At 72.1% G+C, this 13,176-nt stretch carries 14 protein-coding genes; 5 read left to right on the top strand and 9 right to left on the bottom strand.

The features are described 5' to 3' along the window. Positions 1-413: 413 nt before the first annotated feature. Complete coding sequence (locus OHQ87_RS25750) at positions 414-1,238, top strand: SAM-dependent methyltransferase (RefSeq protein ID WP_328341978.1); 825 nt, start codon at positions 414-416, stop codon at positions 1,236-1,238. Positions 1,239-1,464: 226 nt separating this feature from the next. On the opposite strand, the gene OHQ87_RS25745 is transcribed toward OHQ87_RS25750, so the two are convergent. Beyond that, positions 1,465-2,250 carry a class I SAM-dependent methyltransferase gene (locus OHQ87_RS25745; protein WP_328341976.1) on the bottom strand — a complete coding sequence of 262 codons (786 nt, stop codon included), beginning with the start codon at positions 2,248-2,250 and terminating at the stop codon, positions 1,465-1,467. Positions 2,251-2,297: 47 nt separating this feature from the next. Here OHQ87_RS25745 and OHQ87_RS25740 point away from each other — a divergent pair, with 47 nt between their 5' ends. After that, the gene (locus OHQ87_RS25740) at positions 2,298-2,888 is read left to right on the top strand and encodes a helix-turn-helix domain-containing protein (protein ID WP_328341974.1); all 591 of its coding nucleotides are present in this window, start codon (positions 2,298-2,300) and stop codon (positions 2,886-2,888) included. Here OHQ87_RS25740 and OHQ87_RS25735 read toward each other — a convergent pair. The 8 genes from OHQ87_RS25735 to OHQ87_RS25700 all read right to left on the bottom strand — a co-directional run bounded on the left by OHQ87_RS25735 (position 2,878) and on the right by OHQ87_RS25700 (position 9,905). After that, entirely contained in the window at positions 2,878-3,024 is a 147-nt protein-coding gene (locus tag OHQ87_RS25735; protein ID WP_328341972.1) for a hypothetical protein, read from the bottom strand. The genes OHQ87_RS25740 and OHQ87_RS25735 overlap by 11 nt on opposite strands. 168 nt (positions 3,025-3,192) lie before the next feature. Further along, a complete protein-coding gene (locus OHQ87_RS25730; protein WP_328341970.1) occupies positions 3,193-3,975 on the bottom strand; it encodes a hypothetical protein in 783 nt (260 codons plus the stop codon). A gap of 505 nt (positions 3,976-4,480) precedes the next feature. Next, positions 4,481-5,419, bottom strand: a complete 939-nt coding sequence (gene surE, locus OHQ87_RS25725; protein WP_328341968.1) for a 5'/3'-nucleotidase SurE — start codon at positions 5,417-5,419, stop codon at positions 4,481-4,483. A gap of 225 nt (positions 5,420-5,644) precedes the next feature. Next, complete coding sequence (locus tag OHQ87_RS25720; protein WP_328341966.1) at positions 5,645-6,235, bottom strand: hypothetical protein; 591 nt, start codon at positions 6,233-6,235, stop codon at positions 5,645-5,647. Beyond that, on the bottom strand, positions 6,232-7,632 hold the full coding sequence (locus OHQ87_RS25715) for a hypothetical protein (protein WP_328341964.1): 1,401 nt from the start codon (positions 7,630-7,632) through the stop codon (positions 6,232-6,234). Before OHQ87_RS25715 ends, OHQ87_RS25720 begins: the two co-directional genes overlap by 4 nt. Beyond that, positions 7,629-8,432 carry an ABC transporter ATP-binding protein gene (locus OHQ87_RS25710; protein WP_442930599.1) on the bottom strand — a complete coding sequence of 268 codons (804 nt, stop codon included), beginning with the start codon at positions 8,430-8,432 and terminating at the stop codon, positions 7,629-7,631. Before OHQ87_RS25710 ends, OHQ87_RS25715 begins: the two co-directional genes overlap by 4 nt. A 103-nt stretch (positions 8,433-8,535) precedes the next feature. Beyond that, positions 8,536-9,339 (bottom strand): hypothetical protein, encoded by an 804-nt coding sequence (locus OHQ87_RS25705; RefSeq protein ID WP_328341962.1) that lies wholly within the window; start codon positions 9,337-9,339, stop codon positions 8,536-8,538. Beyond that, on the bottom strand, positions 9,336-9,905 hold the full coding sequence (locus tag OHQ87_RS25700; RefSeq protein ID WP_328341960.1) for an RNA polymerase sigma factor: 570 nt from the start codon (positions 9,903-9,905) through the stop codon (positions 9,336-9,338). Before OHQ87_RS25700 ends, OHQ87_RS25705 begins: the two co-directional genes overlap by 4 nt. Before the next feature lie 166 nt (positions 9,906-10,071). Here OHQ87_RS25700 and OHQ87_RS25695 point away from each other — a divergent pair, with 166 nt between their 5' ends. The 3 genes from OHQ87_RS25695 to OHQ87_RS25685 all read left to right on the top strand — a co-directional run bounded on the left by OHQ87_RS25695 (position 10,072) and on the right by OHQ87_RS25685 (position 13,144). Continuing rightward, on the top strand, positions 10,072-10,407 hold the full coding sequence (locus OHQ87_RS25695; RefSeq protein WP_328341958.1) for a helix-turn-helix domain-containing protein: 336 nt from the start codon (positions 10,072-10,074) through the stop codon (positions 10,405-10,407). 80 nt (positions 10,408-10,487) lie between these two features. Continuing rightward, entirely contained in the window at positions 10,488-11,294 is an 807-nt protein-coding gene (locus OHQ87_RS25690; protein ID WP_328341956.1) for an SAM-dependent methyltransferase, read from the top strand. Next, positions 11,291-13,144 carry a putative bifunctional diguanylate cyclase/phosphodiesterase gene (locus tag OHQ87_RS25685; RefSeq protein WP_328341954.1) on the top strand — a complete coding sequence of 618 codons (1,854 nt, stop codon included), beginning with the start codon at positions 11,291-11,293 and terminating at the stop codon, positions 13,142-13,144. The genes OHQ87_RS25690 and OHQ87_RS25685 overlap by 4 nt, the downstream gene beginning before the upstream one ends. The last annotated feature ends 32 nt before the right edge of the window (positions 13,145-13,176 follow it).

Genomic DNA, 13,176 nt, shown 5'->3' with positions numbered 1-13,176 from the left:
GGGTGTTACGGCATTAATCTAACTGTATCGATGTAACCTGGGCAGCATAAATCAGGAAACACCGGTCCGCATGGGTTCCGACCCAACCGCTCCACCGCTCCACCCCGACCCCTCGACCCCGATCCTCGACACAAGCTCGTCGATGCCCCAGCTCACGGGTCGCCGCCCCGGGCACCGTCGGGACGTCGACTGTGGAGACGGTGAGGGCCGGGGAGCGGGCCAGCGGTCCTGGTTGGCACGCATCCCTGCCGAGTAGCCGACACCCGCGGAATCGACGTTGGGAGCGTGCTCATCTACCCTCAGGACACATCCGTCCCACTCTCGTGGGCGGCATCGGCTTGGCAGCCATGAGCGTCCTGGTCTCCCCGCCAATCTGCGACCGACCATGGCCCCCGTTCGGAGGGATCGAACCGTTGACGAGCGAGAAGGCGGCGCCGCCGGGCGTCGACACCACCCGACCCAGCATCGCCCGGGTGTACGACTACTATCTCGGCGGCAAGGACAACTTCGCGGTTGATCGACACGCCGCCGAGATGGCGATGCAGGTCACGCCGGACGGCCCCGAGGCTGGGCGGGCCTGCCGGGCCTTCCTCCGTCGATCGGTCCGTTACCTGGCCGCCGAGGCCGGCATCCGCCAGTTCCTCGACCTCGGCTCCGGGCTGCCGACCCGGGGCAACGTGCACGAGATCGCCCACCAGGTCGACCCGGACGCCCGGGTGGTCTACGTGGACAACGACCCGATGGCCCTCGCGCACGGCCGGGCCCTGCTCGCGGACGCCCGGACCACCACCGTGGTCGGGGCCGACGTCCGGCAGCCGGAGGAGTTGCTGGCGCACCTGCGCGAACACAAGCTGATCGACTTCGACCAGCCGGTCGGGCTGCTCCTCCTGGCGATCCTGCACCACCTCCACGACGACGACGATCCGACCGCCGTCGCCCGGCGGCTGATCGACGCCCTCCCCTCGGGGAGCTACCTGGCCATCTCGCACTTCTACGACCCAGGTGCGGCCCAGCCGGAGTTGTCCGAGAAGGCGCGGGCGGTGGAGAAGGTCTTCAACGAGACCCTCGGCACCGGTCGCTGGCGTACCCGTGACGAGATCCTGGGCTTCTTCGGCGACCTGGAGCTGCTGCCGCCCGGGTTGGTCCCGCTGGCCGAGTGGCACCCGGACGGCGAGGAGGACACCAGGCAGACCGCCACCTACCACACCATCGTCGGCGGGGTGGCCCGCAAAGCCTGAGCACCGGCGAGGCCGGCGGCAGGGTTAGGAGCCAGTCCGGCTCGCCGCCGGCTACCGCCTACCGGTGCCTCAGGAGGTGGTCCGCCCCCGCAGAGCACGCACGCCCTCGTCGACCTGCTCGACCGGTTGGTGCGACCGGGTCGGACCGGAAGCTGACCGGCATCGCGGCGACCTCGACAACAACGGCCGGTCCCCGGCGGCGGCACGGCCGTCGCAGGTCGGTTGGTCAGCGGCGGCCCAGCCAGACCGTCCGCTCGGTGCGGACGCTCAGGTCGGCCCGGTCCGACAGGCCCGCGACGATCCGCTCCAGGCTGTCGACTTCGACGGCGGAGAGCCGCCCCTCCAAGCCGTGGCGCATCCGGCTCAGCGACACCTGCGCGTAACGGACGGTGGCGGCGGGCAGCGGAGGGCGCAGGTCGATCTCGAAGTGCCGCTCGGTCACCGAGCTGAACCCGGCCTGCCTCATCCGGTCCCCCCAGTGTTCGTGCATGTGCAGACCCGCCTCGTGCCGACGCTTCGCCGCCTCGGCGTGACCACGCAGCTCCACCTCCTCGTCCGGCGTGCCGGCCAGGAAGCGGGGGAACGAGTCCAGTTCGGCGATCACCAGCAACCCACCCGGCCGCAGCGCGCCGAACGCCGACGCGAGCGCGCCCGCCGGATCGGCCAGGTGGTGCATCGATGCGGCGGCCCAGATCACCTCGACCGGTCCGAGGTCGGGCCAGGGCTGGTCGAGGTCCGCTTCGACGGTACGGATCCGGTCGCGCAGCCCGGCGGAATCGGCCCGGGCGCGCAGGTGGGCGAGCATCTCCGGGGAGAGGTCGACCGCGGTGATCGTCGCACCGGGCAGTTGCCGGGCGAGGGCGAGGGAGGCGGTGCCGCTACCGGCGCCGAGGTCGACGACGTGAGGTCGCTCGGTGGCCTCGCGGCCGACCCAGCCGATCACGTCGCGGAAGTAGTCGTGCAGGACCTCTGCGTCCAGGTCGAGCAGCTCGATCAGGGAGTCGTGTGCCATGGGCAGACGGTAGCCCCGTCATGCCTCTTGGGCATAGCATCTTGCTTATGAAGCAAGACAAGGATCTGGAGACCCTGGTACGCCAGCGGATCCGCAGCCTGCGGGTGGCGCGCGGCTGGTCGCTTGACGAGCTGGCCCACCGTTGCCTGATCAGCCCCTCCACGCTCAGTCGGATCGAGACCGGGCACCGACGGGTGGCGCTGGACCAGGTGGCCACCATCGCCCGGGTGCTGGGCATCACGCTCGACCGGTTGGTCGAGTCCGACACCGACGACGACGTGGTGATCCGTCCGCACTGCGACGAGGACCGCGGCGTCACCACCTGGCTGCTCTCCCGGGGCAGCAACCAGACGGTCGCCAAGATGCGGATCAGCCGGGAGGTGCCGGCGGACCTACGGGTGCACCCGGGCCGGGACTGGTTCACCGTGCTCTCCGGCACGATCGAGCTACGTCTCGGCGAGCGGACGATCCTCGTCGGCACGAACGAGGCGGCCGAGTTCTCCACCCTGGTCCCGCACGCCTTCGGCGCACACGACGGTCCGGCCGAGATCCTCTGCATCCTCGACCACGAGGGCGAGCGCAGCCACCTCGGCCCGCACCGCCCGGTCCCGGACCCACCGACGACGGCTAGCCGGTGATCACCGGCCAGGCGTAGGCCAGCAGGGCGCACGCCGCCCCGAGCAGGGCGAGCGAGAAACCACGGGTCGGGATGGGCAGCGCGGCGAGCACGAGCAGGATGACCGCGACGACATAGAGAAACGCCTGCGCCGACATGAGAGTCTCCTTCGGGGGTTGGCTGATGACGGTGCGATCTCTACCCCCGGCGACCCGGTCGGGAAACCCCTGCCCGCCCGGGCGCACCTGATCTACGGGCTCCGGGGCTCGACGGGCCCGGCCTCAGTCCGGTCAGGACGACGGTCCATCGTCCTGACCGGACCGGCGTCAGCAGCCGAGCCGCTTGGTGGACAGGGCGATGTCGTCGATCCAGAGGTCAAACTCGCCCGGCGTGGTGCCACCCTGGTAGAGCTGCCAGCCGATCTTCACGGTGTCGACCTTCGGCAGCACGAACGGGACGTCGTTGCCTCCGTGGGCCGTGGTGGAGGCGGTCAGTTCCGGGTTCGCCACGCCGTCGATCCACACCGCTACCTGGTTGTCCGTCGGGTCGAGTTTCCACTCGAAGCACTGCCAGGCGTCCTCGGTGACCGGGGCGGACTCCCGCCAGTTGGTCCAGTCGCCGGTCGGGCCGCCGTCGGCGCCCACCCCCCAGAAGGTCCCGGGGACCGTGGGCGCGTACTGGCCGCCGATCGGGCGGACGACCTCCGAACTGTCGGTGCCGGTGGCCTCCACCAGCGTGAAGTGCGCCCAGTCGGGAGCGGTGGGAAAGGCATCGACGCGCAGCCGCATCCGGCCGTAGAAACGGTTGCCGGGCGCCGCGAAGTCGTCGACCCGCAGGAAGGCGCGTCCGTTGTCGACCGTGTGGATGTGCAGGACCTGGTTGCCGTGGCGGGCACGCTCCACGGTGAGGGTGCCGTTGCGGGTGTCGACACCCCAGTTCAACGTGCTGGGGCCACCCCGGGGCAGCCGTTCGAAGTCTTCACAGAAGAGCACGCCACGCGGGCAGGAGCGCGGGGCGGCACCGGTCGGACCGGCCGCACCGGCCGGGGCGCTGCCGGCCGTGGTGCCGAGGATCAGGGCGGCGGTGAACACCGCGAGGAAACTGCGCATGGTCGTCCTCCATGACATCGCGTTCCCACCGTTGGGTGGAAGCAGAACGGGCTCGGCGAGCGTCGGTCACTGCGGTGCCGGTCGGCGGGCGTCGACAGGTTCGCGTCGGGCACCTCCGGCCAGCAGCGGCCGAACGTCTCGGTGGTCGCGGAAAATGTGGCGGGGTCACGTACGGCGGGACAGACCGCCCGTCGTCGTGGACCGGCCCGGTGCCGCGGCGGCACATACGCCGAAGCGGCGCGTTGCCGGCCTGCGCTGCTCCCGCGCTCGCCGTTCCCAGCGCGGTTGCCCCCGTGCCGCGGCGCTCTCAGCCATTCCAGCATGTCGATGCCTGCCCCGGCAACACCGGTGGTGACGAGGCCGGCGTCGACGCCCCGAGGGGCATCGACGCCGGCGCGATCGTCATCCTCAGCCCTGACCACCCCGCGCGCTACGCATCGTCCCGCCAGCCGTGGGGCGACCTGCCGTCGATCCGTCCGAGGACGGGAGGTGACGGCCAGGGGCGTCAGGGGGTGAGCCGCTCCAGGAAGTGCAGCCGGGTCGCACCGCGCGGGTTCGCGCTCAGGTCGGCGTCGATCGGGCTGATGCTGATCCTGCCGGCCTGGAGTGCGCTCCAGTCGCTGCCGGGAGCAGGCGTACCCGTCGGCCCACCGATCGACAGCGCGTACGTCCCGGGCTGGCCGGGCGCCCCCGTGGTGTTGGTGAACCCGAAGCGGAGGTAGCCGTTCCGGTCCACCCGGGTCAGGCTCGTCCCGGTGACCGCGGTGCCGCCGGGGTAGTTGATGTTCAGACCGAGACCCTCGGGAAGGAGGGCACCGCCCCGGGCGTTGCGGGCCAGCGCCGCCACCACGTCACCGGTGTACGCGGCGACCCGGTCCTTGAGCGCCAGGGACTGGTCGACGGTCTTGCCGTCGATGCTGACGGCGATGGCCGGAACGTCGTTCTCCAGGGCGGCGATCGCCGCGCCGACGGTCCCGGAGTGGTTGACGACGGAGGTGTAGTTCCCGCCGGGGTTGATCCCGGACACGACGAGGTCGGGCGGTCCGCTGCGGAACAGGGCGTCGAGACCGACGATCACCGCGTCGCTGGGGGTGCCGGTCACGGTCCACACCCGGGGTTCGGGGTTGGCGAGGTTCACCGTCGGATAGGTGATCAACGTGCCGGTGCCGCTCTGGTTGGTCGCCGGGGCGACGACCGTGACGTCGTGGCCGTCGGCGGCCAGGGCGTCGCGCAGTGCCACGATCAGCGGGGTGCTCGCTCCGCCCGGCCCGATCCAGCCGTCGTCGTTGGTGATCATGATGCGCAGCCGGCGGTGGTCGGGCTGGACCTGATGAACCGGCTGGCCGACGGGCTGGGCGACGGGTTTGGCCGCGGCGTCCAGGGACGGGACCAGAGCAAGGGCAAGGGCCAGGGCGATCGGCATGACGTGACGCGCTGTGCGCAAGGCAACTCCTCTTCGAGGCTCCGCCCCGGACCGCACACCGTCGTCTCGTGCCGCGAGGGCCTGACCCGACGGGGCAACAGGCGCGGATTCGTGGGGCATGCGTGACTGACCGTCGAGTGTAGACGATCGTGGTCGCCCCGGGTGGGGCTCGGTGACGGCGGCCCGGCCCTGATCCCACCGGCACGCCTGACGGACACTGCCGGGAGGCGTACCGGTGGCTCCGGGTCACTCCGACGGTTCCTGTCGGGCCGGGCCGGCGATCGCATAGGTGATCAGCCCACCGAGGGCGAGCACCGCCGCCGCCACCGTGGCGGCCCGACTGTCGGGCGGCTGGCCCTGCCACGTCGCGGTCGCCCCCCAGGTGCCCTCCTGCGGGTAGATGGCCGCGATGGTGGTCCAGCCCAGCGGCAGGAACCACGACCGGGCGGCGCCGAGCACCGTGGCGCACAGTGCCGTCAGGCCGAGCAGACCGGCGGCGTCGCGCGCCACCAGAGCGGCCGGTCCGAACCGGGCCCCGGTGTGCCGGGTGGCGAGCAGGACCACGAGGACGAGCACCAACCCGGCGAGCAGGTGCACAGCACGCCGCCAGGACCAGCGGAAGGACGCGGTCCGGTCCAGGTTTCCGTCCGGGCCGGCGAGGGTGGGTGCGAGCGCCGAGACCATCAACAGGACGGTCAGCACGACCACCATCGGGGTGGCGTCCCGCTCCTCGGCATAGACCAGGTACAGCGCCCAGACCAGCGCCGCGCCGCCGAGCGCCGTCGCCAGGGCCAGCGGTACGCGTCGCGAGCGCAGGTACAGCAGGGTCCAGGTCACCTGCCGGTCCCGGACAGCATCCCGGCGGGGTCCGTGCAGGCCGCGAGGGCGTCGCGGACCGCCGTGACCCGGGCCAGTGCCTCCGACTCGGGCAGGTCGCGTAGCCCCCGCCACAGGGTGACCGCTGCGGGGTTGATCCCGGGCTCCTCCTCGACCATCCCGGGCACCACCTCGACGTCGGACTGCGGCTCACGGTCCAGGAGCCAGTAGGCCGCCGCCCGTTCGACCACCTCGTCGCCCTTGTCGCACTTCCCGTCGTACGGCACGCCCAGCCTTCTGACGATCTCGGGAACCACGGCGGCCGGGTGGGCGAGCCGGCCACGCCTGTCCAGCCGGACCTCGATCGTGACGACACCGTCCTCGGGAACCGGCCAGGCCTCGTCGAACCCGATCGTGCGGGTGTCCTCGTGCACGGCGGTCGGTGCGTCCGGCAGTTTCGCCAGCGCCGTCAGGCCCTCCCGGGCCAGCGGGGTCACCGTGTCGAGCACGTTGGCATGGACGCGGCTGACGCACACCCTCGGGGTGTCGTCGGTACACACCAGTTCCCGCGCGACCGGGTCGACCGGCCAGTTGAGCACGTCGCGGTCGCGGGGGACGACCACCAGCGCCACCACGAACCCGAGCAGCACCGGCAGCACCGCCGTCAGCCGCGCCCGCCAGCCACCGGCGACGAACAGCAGCAGACCGGTGACGGCGAGCGCGATCATCGAGATCGCCAGCGCGCCGCTGACCCGGTTGTCGATGGTCTGGTAGTCGTGGAACGGGCCGGAGCCGTGGGCCGGAGAGATCACCGCGGCCACCCGGTCGGACGGCCCGATGGTGGCGAAGAAGACAAGCAGTACGCCGCCCACCCCCAGCGCCGGGGCGGTCACCAGGGCAGGAAGCAACCGCCCGAGCCCCAGTCCGAGCCACGCCGCGGCGATCAGGGAGAGCGCACCGACCCCGGTCACGACGACGAAGTTCAGCAGGGGCACGTACGAGGCGGTGGTGATGATCCAGGCGACGCCCGCCGCGGTGACCAGCAGGTAGGCGACCGCGAGGGTGAGGGCCATCGCGCCGAGCACCGGCAGCATCCGTGCGGCGCGCGGTCGGGCGGTGGTGGCGAACAACTCGCCGACCCTCGCCCGGTGTTCGCGGCGGCCCTGCCAGGCCCCGGCCGCGAGGGCCAGCGGCCACAACAGGAGCAGGTATTCCCGGACGGCCAGGGCCAGGGCCATCCAGCCACTCGACCACCGGCCGGTCGCCGCGTACAGCGCGCCGACCCCGACCACCACCGTGATCAACGCGGCGCCGAGCGCGGCTGAGCGGCGCAGTTCGACCGCCAGGATGCGCGTGCCGGCACCCGGCTTCGCGTCGTGCTGTCGTGCGGTGCCGGTCGGCACCGTACGGCCGCTCATCGGGCGGTCTCCGCGCGGTGCTGACGAAGGAGCGCGGAGTAGCCCCGCTCGGCGGGGCTGTCGCCGGCGTGGCCCTGGTCGCCCCGGGCGGAGAGCACGTCCGGGGTGCCCCGCCACACCAGGCGACCCTCGTTCAGCAGTACGACGTCGGTGCAGGCTGCCACCACGTCCTCGACCAGATGGGTGGAGACCAGCACGCAACTGTCGGTGCCGAGGTCACGCAGCAGCTCGCGGAAGTCGAGGCGCTGTTCCGGGTCGAGGCCGACGGTCGGCTCGTCGAGCAGCAGGAGCCGTGGGTCGTTGACGATGGCCTGTGCGATGCCGGCCCGGCGCAGCATGCCGCCGGAGAGGGTCTTCAGTCGGGCGTCGGCCTTGGCGGTGAGCCCGACCCGGTCGATGGCCCGCTGCACCGCCGCCGGGATGCCCGCCTTCGGCATCTCCTTGAGCCAGGCCAGGTAGCCGACGAACTCACGCACGGTGAACCGCGGGTAGTAGCCGAACTGCTGCGGAAGATAGCCCAGGGCGCGGCGCACCGATCGCAGTTCGGAGCGGCCGTCGACCGGGTGTCCGAGCAGCGTCAGCCGACCGCCGGCCGGCGCCAGGACGGTTGCCAGGGCACGCATCAGCGTGGTCTTTCCCGCACCGTTCGGGCCGAGCAACCCGTGCACGCCCGTGGAGAGGGTCAGATCCAGGCCGTCGACGGCCAGATGCCGTCCGGCCCGTACCTGTAGGCCCTCCGCGTGGATCGCCCAGGGATTGGTGGTGGCGGTCGTCTCGACCGCACTCACGGCGCGCATCATCGTCATCTCCTTCAGTAGTCGCCACAGGGCAGCGTGGTGACACGGCGTGGGTGGCCGCATCTCGGGTCCGGGAGCCGGTCGCGGGCTCCCGTCGGTGCGGGTGCTAGTCGTGGTGGGAAAGCCGCCGGGCTCCGTTGACCCGCAGCAGGGCCATGACGGTCAGGAGGACCGTGGCCAGCGCCCAGCTGCGGGCGCTCTCCGCCGACAGCAGCACCGGCATCCGGGCGGCGGCGAGGCTGGGGGCGATCACCGCGAGCGTCCAGACCGTGATCACCCCGATTGCGGCGCGGCGCACCCCGACGAGGGTTCCCAGCAGCAGCGTGGCGGCGGTGAACGCCAGGCAGGGCAGCAGCATCAGGGCCAGCGACACCCCGGTGCCGGCGCCGACCAGAGCCAGCGCGGGAATGACGAACGCCAGCACCGCAGCCGTACGCCGCAGCAGCATCGTCAGACCGGCGGCGGGAGTAGCGGCGATCAACTCCCAGGCCGGGTCGGCCCGACGATGCCAGGCGACGGCCACACCGGGCAACGGAGCGAGTGGTGCGACAAGCAGCACCAGCGAGGGAACCCCGACCCACAGCGCGCCGAGCAGAGCAGCACACGCGAGCACCGTGGCGGTCATCGCCAGCCACGGCAGCAGCGTGCCGACGAACCAGCGGTGGCGCAGCACCGACCAGGGCCGGCTCCGGCCGGTGGGCGTCGGCGTGGCCGCGAGCTCGCGGTCCAGCACCATCGCGACCCGATCGATCACCGCGCGGCTCTCCACGGTGGTGCTGCCGGCCAGGCGGGCGCGACAGTCGGCGCAGTCCTCGAGGTGCACCTCGATCGCCCAGACGCCGGGCTCGTCGAGGCCCGGATCCCCGGCGGCATAGCGGTCGATCTGGGTCAGACTGGGATGGGTAGTCATGACAGCGCCTCCCGTAGGGCGATCCGGGCACGGCGGACGCGGGACTTCACGGTGTTCTCCGGTATGCCGAGCAGCACCGAGGCTTCGCGGGTGGAGAGCCCGTCGAGGACCGTGGCCCGCAGGGCGGCCCGGACCCCGGGCGGCAGGACGAGCAGGGCCTGCTCCAGTTCCTGGCCGATCCGGGCGGCCATCACCTCGTCCTCGGCGGCGGGGGCCGTGCTCGGCATCAGCTGCACCTGCGGCACCCGACCCTTCCGCGCCCGGTGGCGGAACGCATCGACCAGACGGTGGGCGGCGATGGTCCACAGCCAGCCCACGGCACTTCCCGGTGCCCCGCCGCCGCCCCTGGCCGAGGTGCCCGCGAAGCTGCCCGCCGCCCGCCAGACCGTCAGGTAGGTGTCCTGGAGCACCTCGGCGACCACGTCGGGGTCGGCGCAGCGCCGACGCAGCCGCACCTCCAACCACGGCGCGGTACGCCGGTAGAGCTCGTCGAACGCCCGTCGTTCACCACGGGCGACGCGCCGCACGAGTTCACCCTCGTCGGCCGCGTCCAGGTCGGTTCTCACACCCGGTAAGACGACGGGGCGATCCGGGCCGGATCCCACTTTTCTGTGACCGTCGTCACTTTCGAACGCATACGCCACCGCGACGTCCGTGCGTCTTGACTGCGGGGATGGAGCAGAGCGCATCACTGCCAGCGCACGACTCGTCGACCGGGCAAGGAGCGTGAGCATGGATTCGGATACCGGACGTGGCATCGACCGGCGGCGGCTGGTCACCTGGGGCGGCGCCCGGGCAGTCACGACCCGGGGCGTCGCGGAGCGGGCGCGGGTCCGGGCGCCCACGATCTACCGCCTCTTCGGCGACAAGGACGGCCTGGTCGAGGCGGTCGCCGAGACGTGGTCGGCACGGGCCGACCGGTGGACACGTACCTGGCGGGCGCAAAGGAAGGCCGCGGTGGCCGGACCGCGGCTGCCGGCCGCCGCTCCGGAGCAGGAGAGCCCCGTTGTCTGTACCGTGTGGACGGACGGCGGCGGCGTCAGTGGACCTGCGGGGCGGGCGTCCTGATCTCGGTGCGGTGCGGCAGGGGAGAGTTCCGTTTATAGTGGCGGCGGTCACGTCACCTGTGGTGGTGGGGAAGGGCAGCGATGGAACGGCCGGAGTGGGCGCCAGCAGATGTTGATCTCAGCCGGCCGAGCGTGGCGCGAGCCTACGACTACTGGCTCGGGGGGTCGCACAACTTCGAGGTCGACCGGGAGTTCGCCCGGCAGGCGCTGGCGGCGGTGCCGGATCTCCGCCTGGTCGCGCGGGCGAACCGTGAGTTCCTGCACCGGGCGGTGCGGTTCATGCTCGACGAGGGGATCCGGCAGTTCCTGGACATCGGGTCCGGTATTCCGACGGTGGGCAATGTGCACGAGATCGCCCAGCAGGTGGATCCAGACACCCGGGTGGTCTATGTGGACATCGATCCGGTGGCGGTGACGCACAGCACGCACATCCTCGCCGACCAGCCGAACGCGGTCGCGCTACTCGAGGACCTGCGTCATCCGGAGGTCATCCTGGACCACCCGGAGACCCGTCGGCTGCTGGATCTCGACCAGCCGGTCGGGCTGCTGCTCGTCTCGGTCGTGCACGCGGTTCCCGACCACGACGACCCGTACGGGCTGATCAGGCGGTTGTGGACGGCGCTGGCCCCGGGTAGCTGCGTGGCGATCAGCCACGTCACCACCGACAGTCGGCCGGACGAGATGGGCGAGGGCGCCCGGCTCAGTGGCCGGACGAACACGCCGGTCACCGCCCGCACCCGCGCTCAGGTGGAGGACTTCTTCGCCGGTCTCGACCTGGTGGACCCCGGTGTGGTGTGGTCACCGCTGTGGCGTCCCGAGTCACCGGCCGAGGTCGGGGAGCACCCGGAGCGGATGAGTTTCTATGTCGGAGTCGGACGCCGCAGGTGAGTGACCGGCCCGATGCCGACGGGGTCGACGACCGGAGCGGTCCGGGCGTCGAGGAGTTCGTCACGGCATGGGCCACGGCCCTGCACCGGGCCCACTACGTGCCGATCAGCGCCGAGCAGCGGCACCGCATCGTGGCCGGGCTGGCGGACCGCGTGGTCGCCGCGATCCTCGCCGCACCGGGCGAACCCGGCGACGGGCAACGGATCGGCGCCGATCTGGTGGCGGCTGGCTTCGGGGCGCCGGAGGCGCTCGGTGGGACGATCGCGGTCATCGGCTCGCGGTTGCCCGGCGACCTGGGCATCGCCGCCGACCCCACCCGTACCGCCCGGCTGAACGGCCTGCTGGCGGAACTCGCGGCGGGCTTCGCGGCGGCCGCACACGATCGCAGCCTGCGCGCCCAGGACACCGTCCGGCTGGCCGCGCTGGCCGCCCGCACCCGGGCCGAGGAGGCGCTACGGGTCAGCGAGGCCAGGTTCCGTCGCTTCGCCACCCACGACCAGTTGACCGGACTGCCGAACCTGACCCTGTTCACCGAGCAGTTGGGACGGCTGTCCGCCGACGAGGTGCCGATCGGCCGGGTCGGGGTCTGCTGCCTCGACGTCGACGACTTCGCGGCGGTCAACGACGTACTCGGGCATCAGGTGGGTGACCTGTTGCTCCGCGAGATCGCCGACCGGCTCGACGCGCTCACCGACCGGCGGATCGACCTGGTGGCGCGGCTGGACAGCGACCGGTTCGCGATCCTGGTCCGGGACACCACCTGCGCCGAGGACACCACCAAGATCGCCGATCAGGCGCTCGCCGCGCTCGCCACCCCGTTCCGCGTCAACGGCACCGAGGTGCCGTTGACGGCGAGCGCGGGAGTGGCCGAGGGCACCGTCGCCGACGGTGGCGCCGCGACCCTGATGCGCGCCAGCGAGATCGCGCTGCACTGGGCCAAGGCGGACGGGAAGGCCACCCTGCGCCAGTTCGACCAGGACCGCAGCAACGCCGACGCCACCCGGTACCGGCTGTCGGCGGCCATGCCGGCGGCGCTGCGCCGGGGCGAGTTCACCGCCGCCTACCAGCCCATCGCCGCGCTCCGGTCCGGGCAGTTGGCCGGGGTGGAAGCCCTGGCCCGCTGGCGGCATCCCCAACTCGGCCTGCTGACCGCCGGCCGGTTCATCGACCTCGCCGAACGCACCGGCCTCGTGGTGCCGCTCGGCCGCCAACTGCTGGAACAGGCGTGCCGGCAGGCCAGCCGTTGGCAACGGATCCAACCCGGCCTGTACGTGAGCGTGAACGTCTCGGTACGCCAACTCCACCAGAACGGCCTGGCCGGGGCGGTGGCACAGATCCTCGACCGGACCGGCCTGCCACCGCACCTGCTCCACCTGGAAGTCACCGAACAGGCCGTGATCGACCTGACCGACCCGGTGACACAGACCCTCGCCGCGCTGATGACACTCGGCGTCCGGATCGTCATCGACGACTTCGGCATCGGCTATGCCAACCTGGCCAACCTCCGTTCCCTCCCCCTGCACGGTCTGAAACTCGACGCCAGCCTGACCCGTCCGTCGACGCAACCGACCCGACGACCGGGGGCCCGCCGCCCCGGCGCGGATGACGACTTCCTCAGCACCGTCGTGTCGCTCGGGCACAAGCTCGGCCTCGTCGTGACCGCCGAGGGCATCGAAACCGCCCAGCAGGCCCACCAGCTGACCGCGACCGGCTGCGACAACGGGCAGGGCTGGCACTTCGGCCGTCCGGTGCCGCCCCACCAGATCACCGCCACCCTCGTCGCGCAGCAGCACCACGACGCCGTGCCCCGGAACACCGACCTGCCGGCGTTTCCGACCCGGCGGCGCTGACGCCGCAGTTGGTGCCCGGGCCAACCCACCGG

Origin of the sequence: Micromonospora sp. NBC_00421, assembly GCF_036017915.1 — a bacterium.
Lineage (GTDB): Bacteria > Actinomycetota > Actinomycetes > Mycobacteriales > Micromonosporaceae > Micromonospora.
This window is presented reverse-complemented; position numbering and strand designations above follow the sequence as displayed.

Coding starts and splice junctions, on each gene's coding strand:
- OHQ87_RS25735 (WP_328341972.1), bottom strand. CDS start 3,024: ATGTCGGCGCAGGCGTTTCTCTATGTCGTCGCGGTCATCCTGCTCGTG.
- OHQ87_RS25695 (WP_328341958.1), top strand. CDS start 10,072: ATGGATTCGGATACCGGACGTGGCATCGACCGGCGGCGGCTGGTCACC.
- OHQ87_RS25690 (WP_328341956.1), top strand. CDS start 10,488: ATGGAACGGCCGGAGTGGGCGCCAGCAGATGTTGATCTCAGCCGGCCG.
- OHQ87_RS25710 (WP_442930599.1), bottom strand. CDS start 8,432: ATGATGCGCGCCGTGAGTGCGGTCGAGACGACCGCCACCACCAATCCC.
- OHQ87_RS25705 (WP_328341962.1), bottom strand. CDS start 9,339: ATGACTACCCATCCCAGTCTGACCCAGATCGACCGCTATGCCGCCGGG.
- OHQ87_RS25745 (WP_328341976.1), bottom strand. CDS start 2,250: ATGGCACACGACTCCCTGATCGAGCTGCTCGACCTGGACGCAGAGGTC.
- OHQ87_RS25740 (WP_328341974.1), top strand. CDS start 2,298: ATGAAGCAAGACAAGGATCTGGAGACCCTGGTACGCCAGCGGATCCGC.
- OHQ87_RS25730 (WP_328341970.1), bottom strand. CDS start 3,975: ATGCGCAGTTTCCTCGCGGTGTTCACCGCCGCCCTGATCCTCGGCACC.
- OHQ87_RS25715 (WP_328341964.1), bottom strand. CDS start 7,632: ATGAGCGGCCGTACGGTGCCGACCGGCACCGCACGACAGCACGACGCG.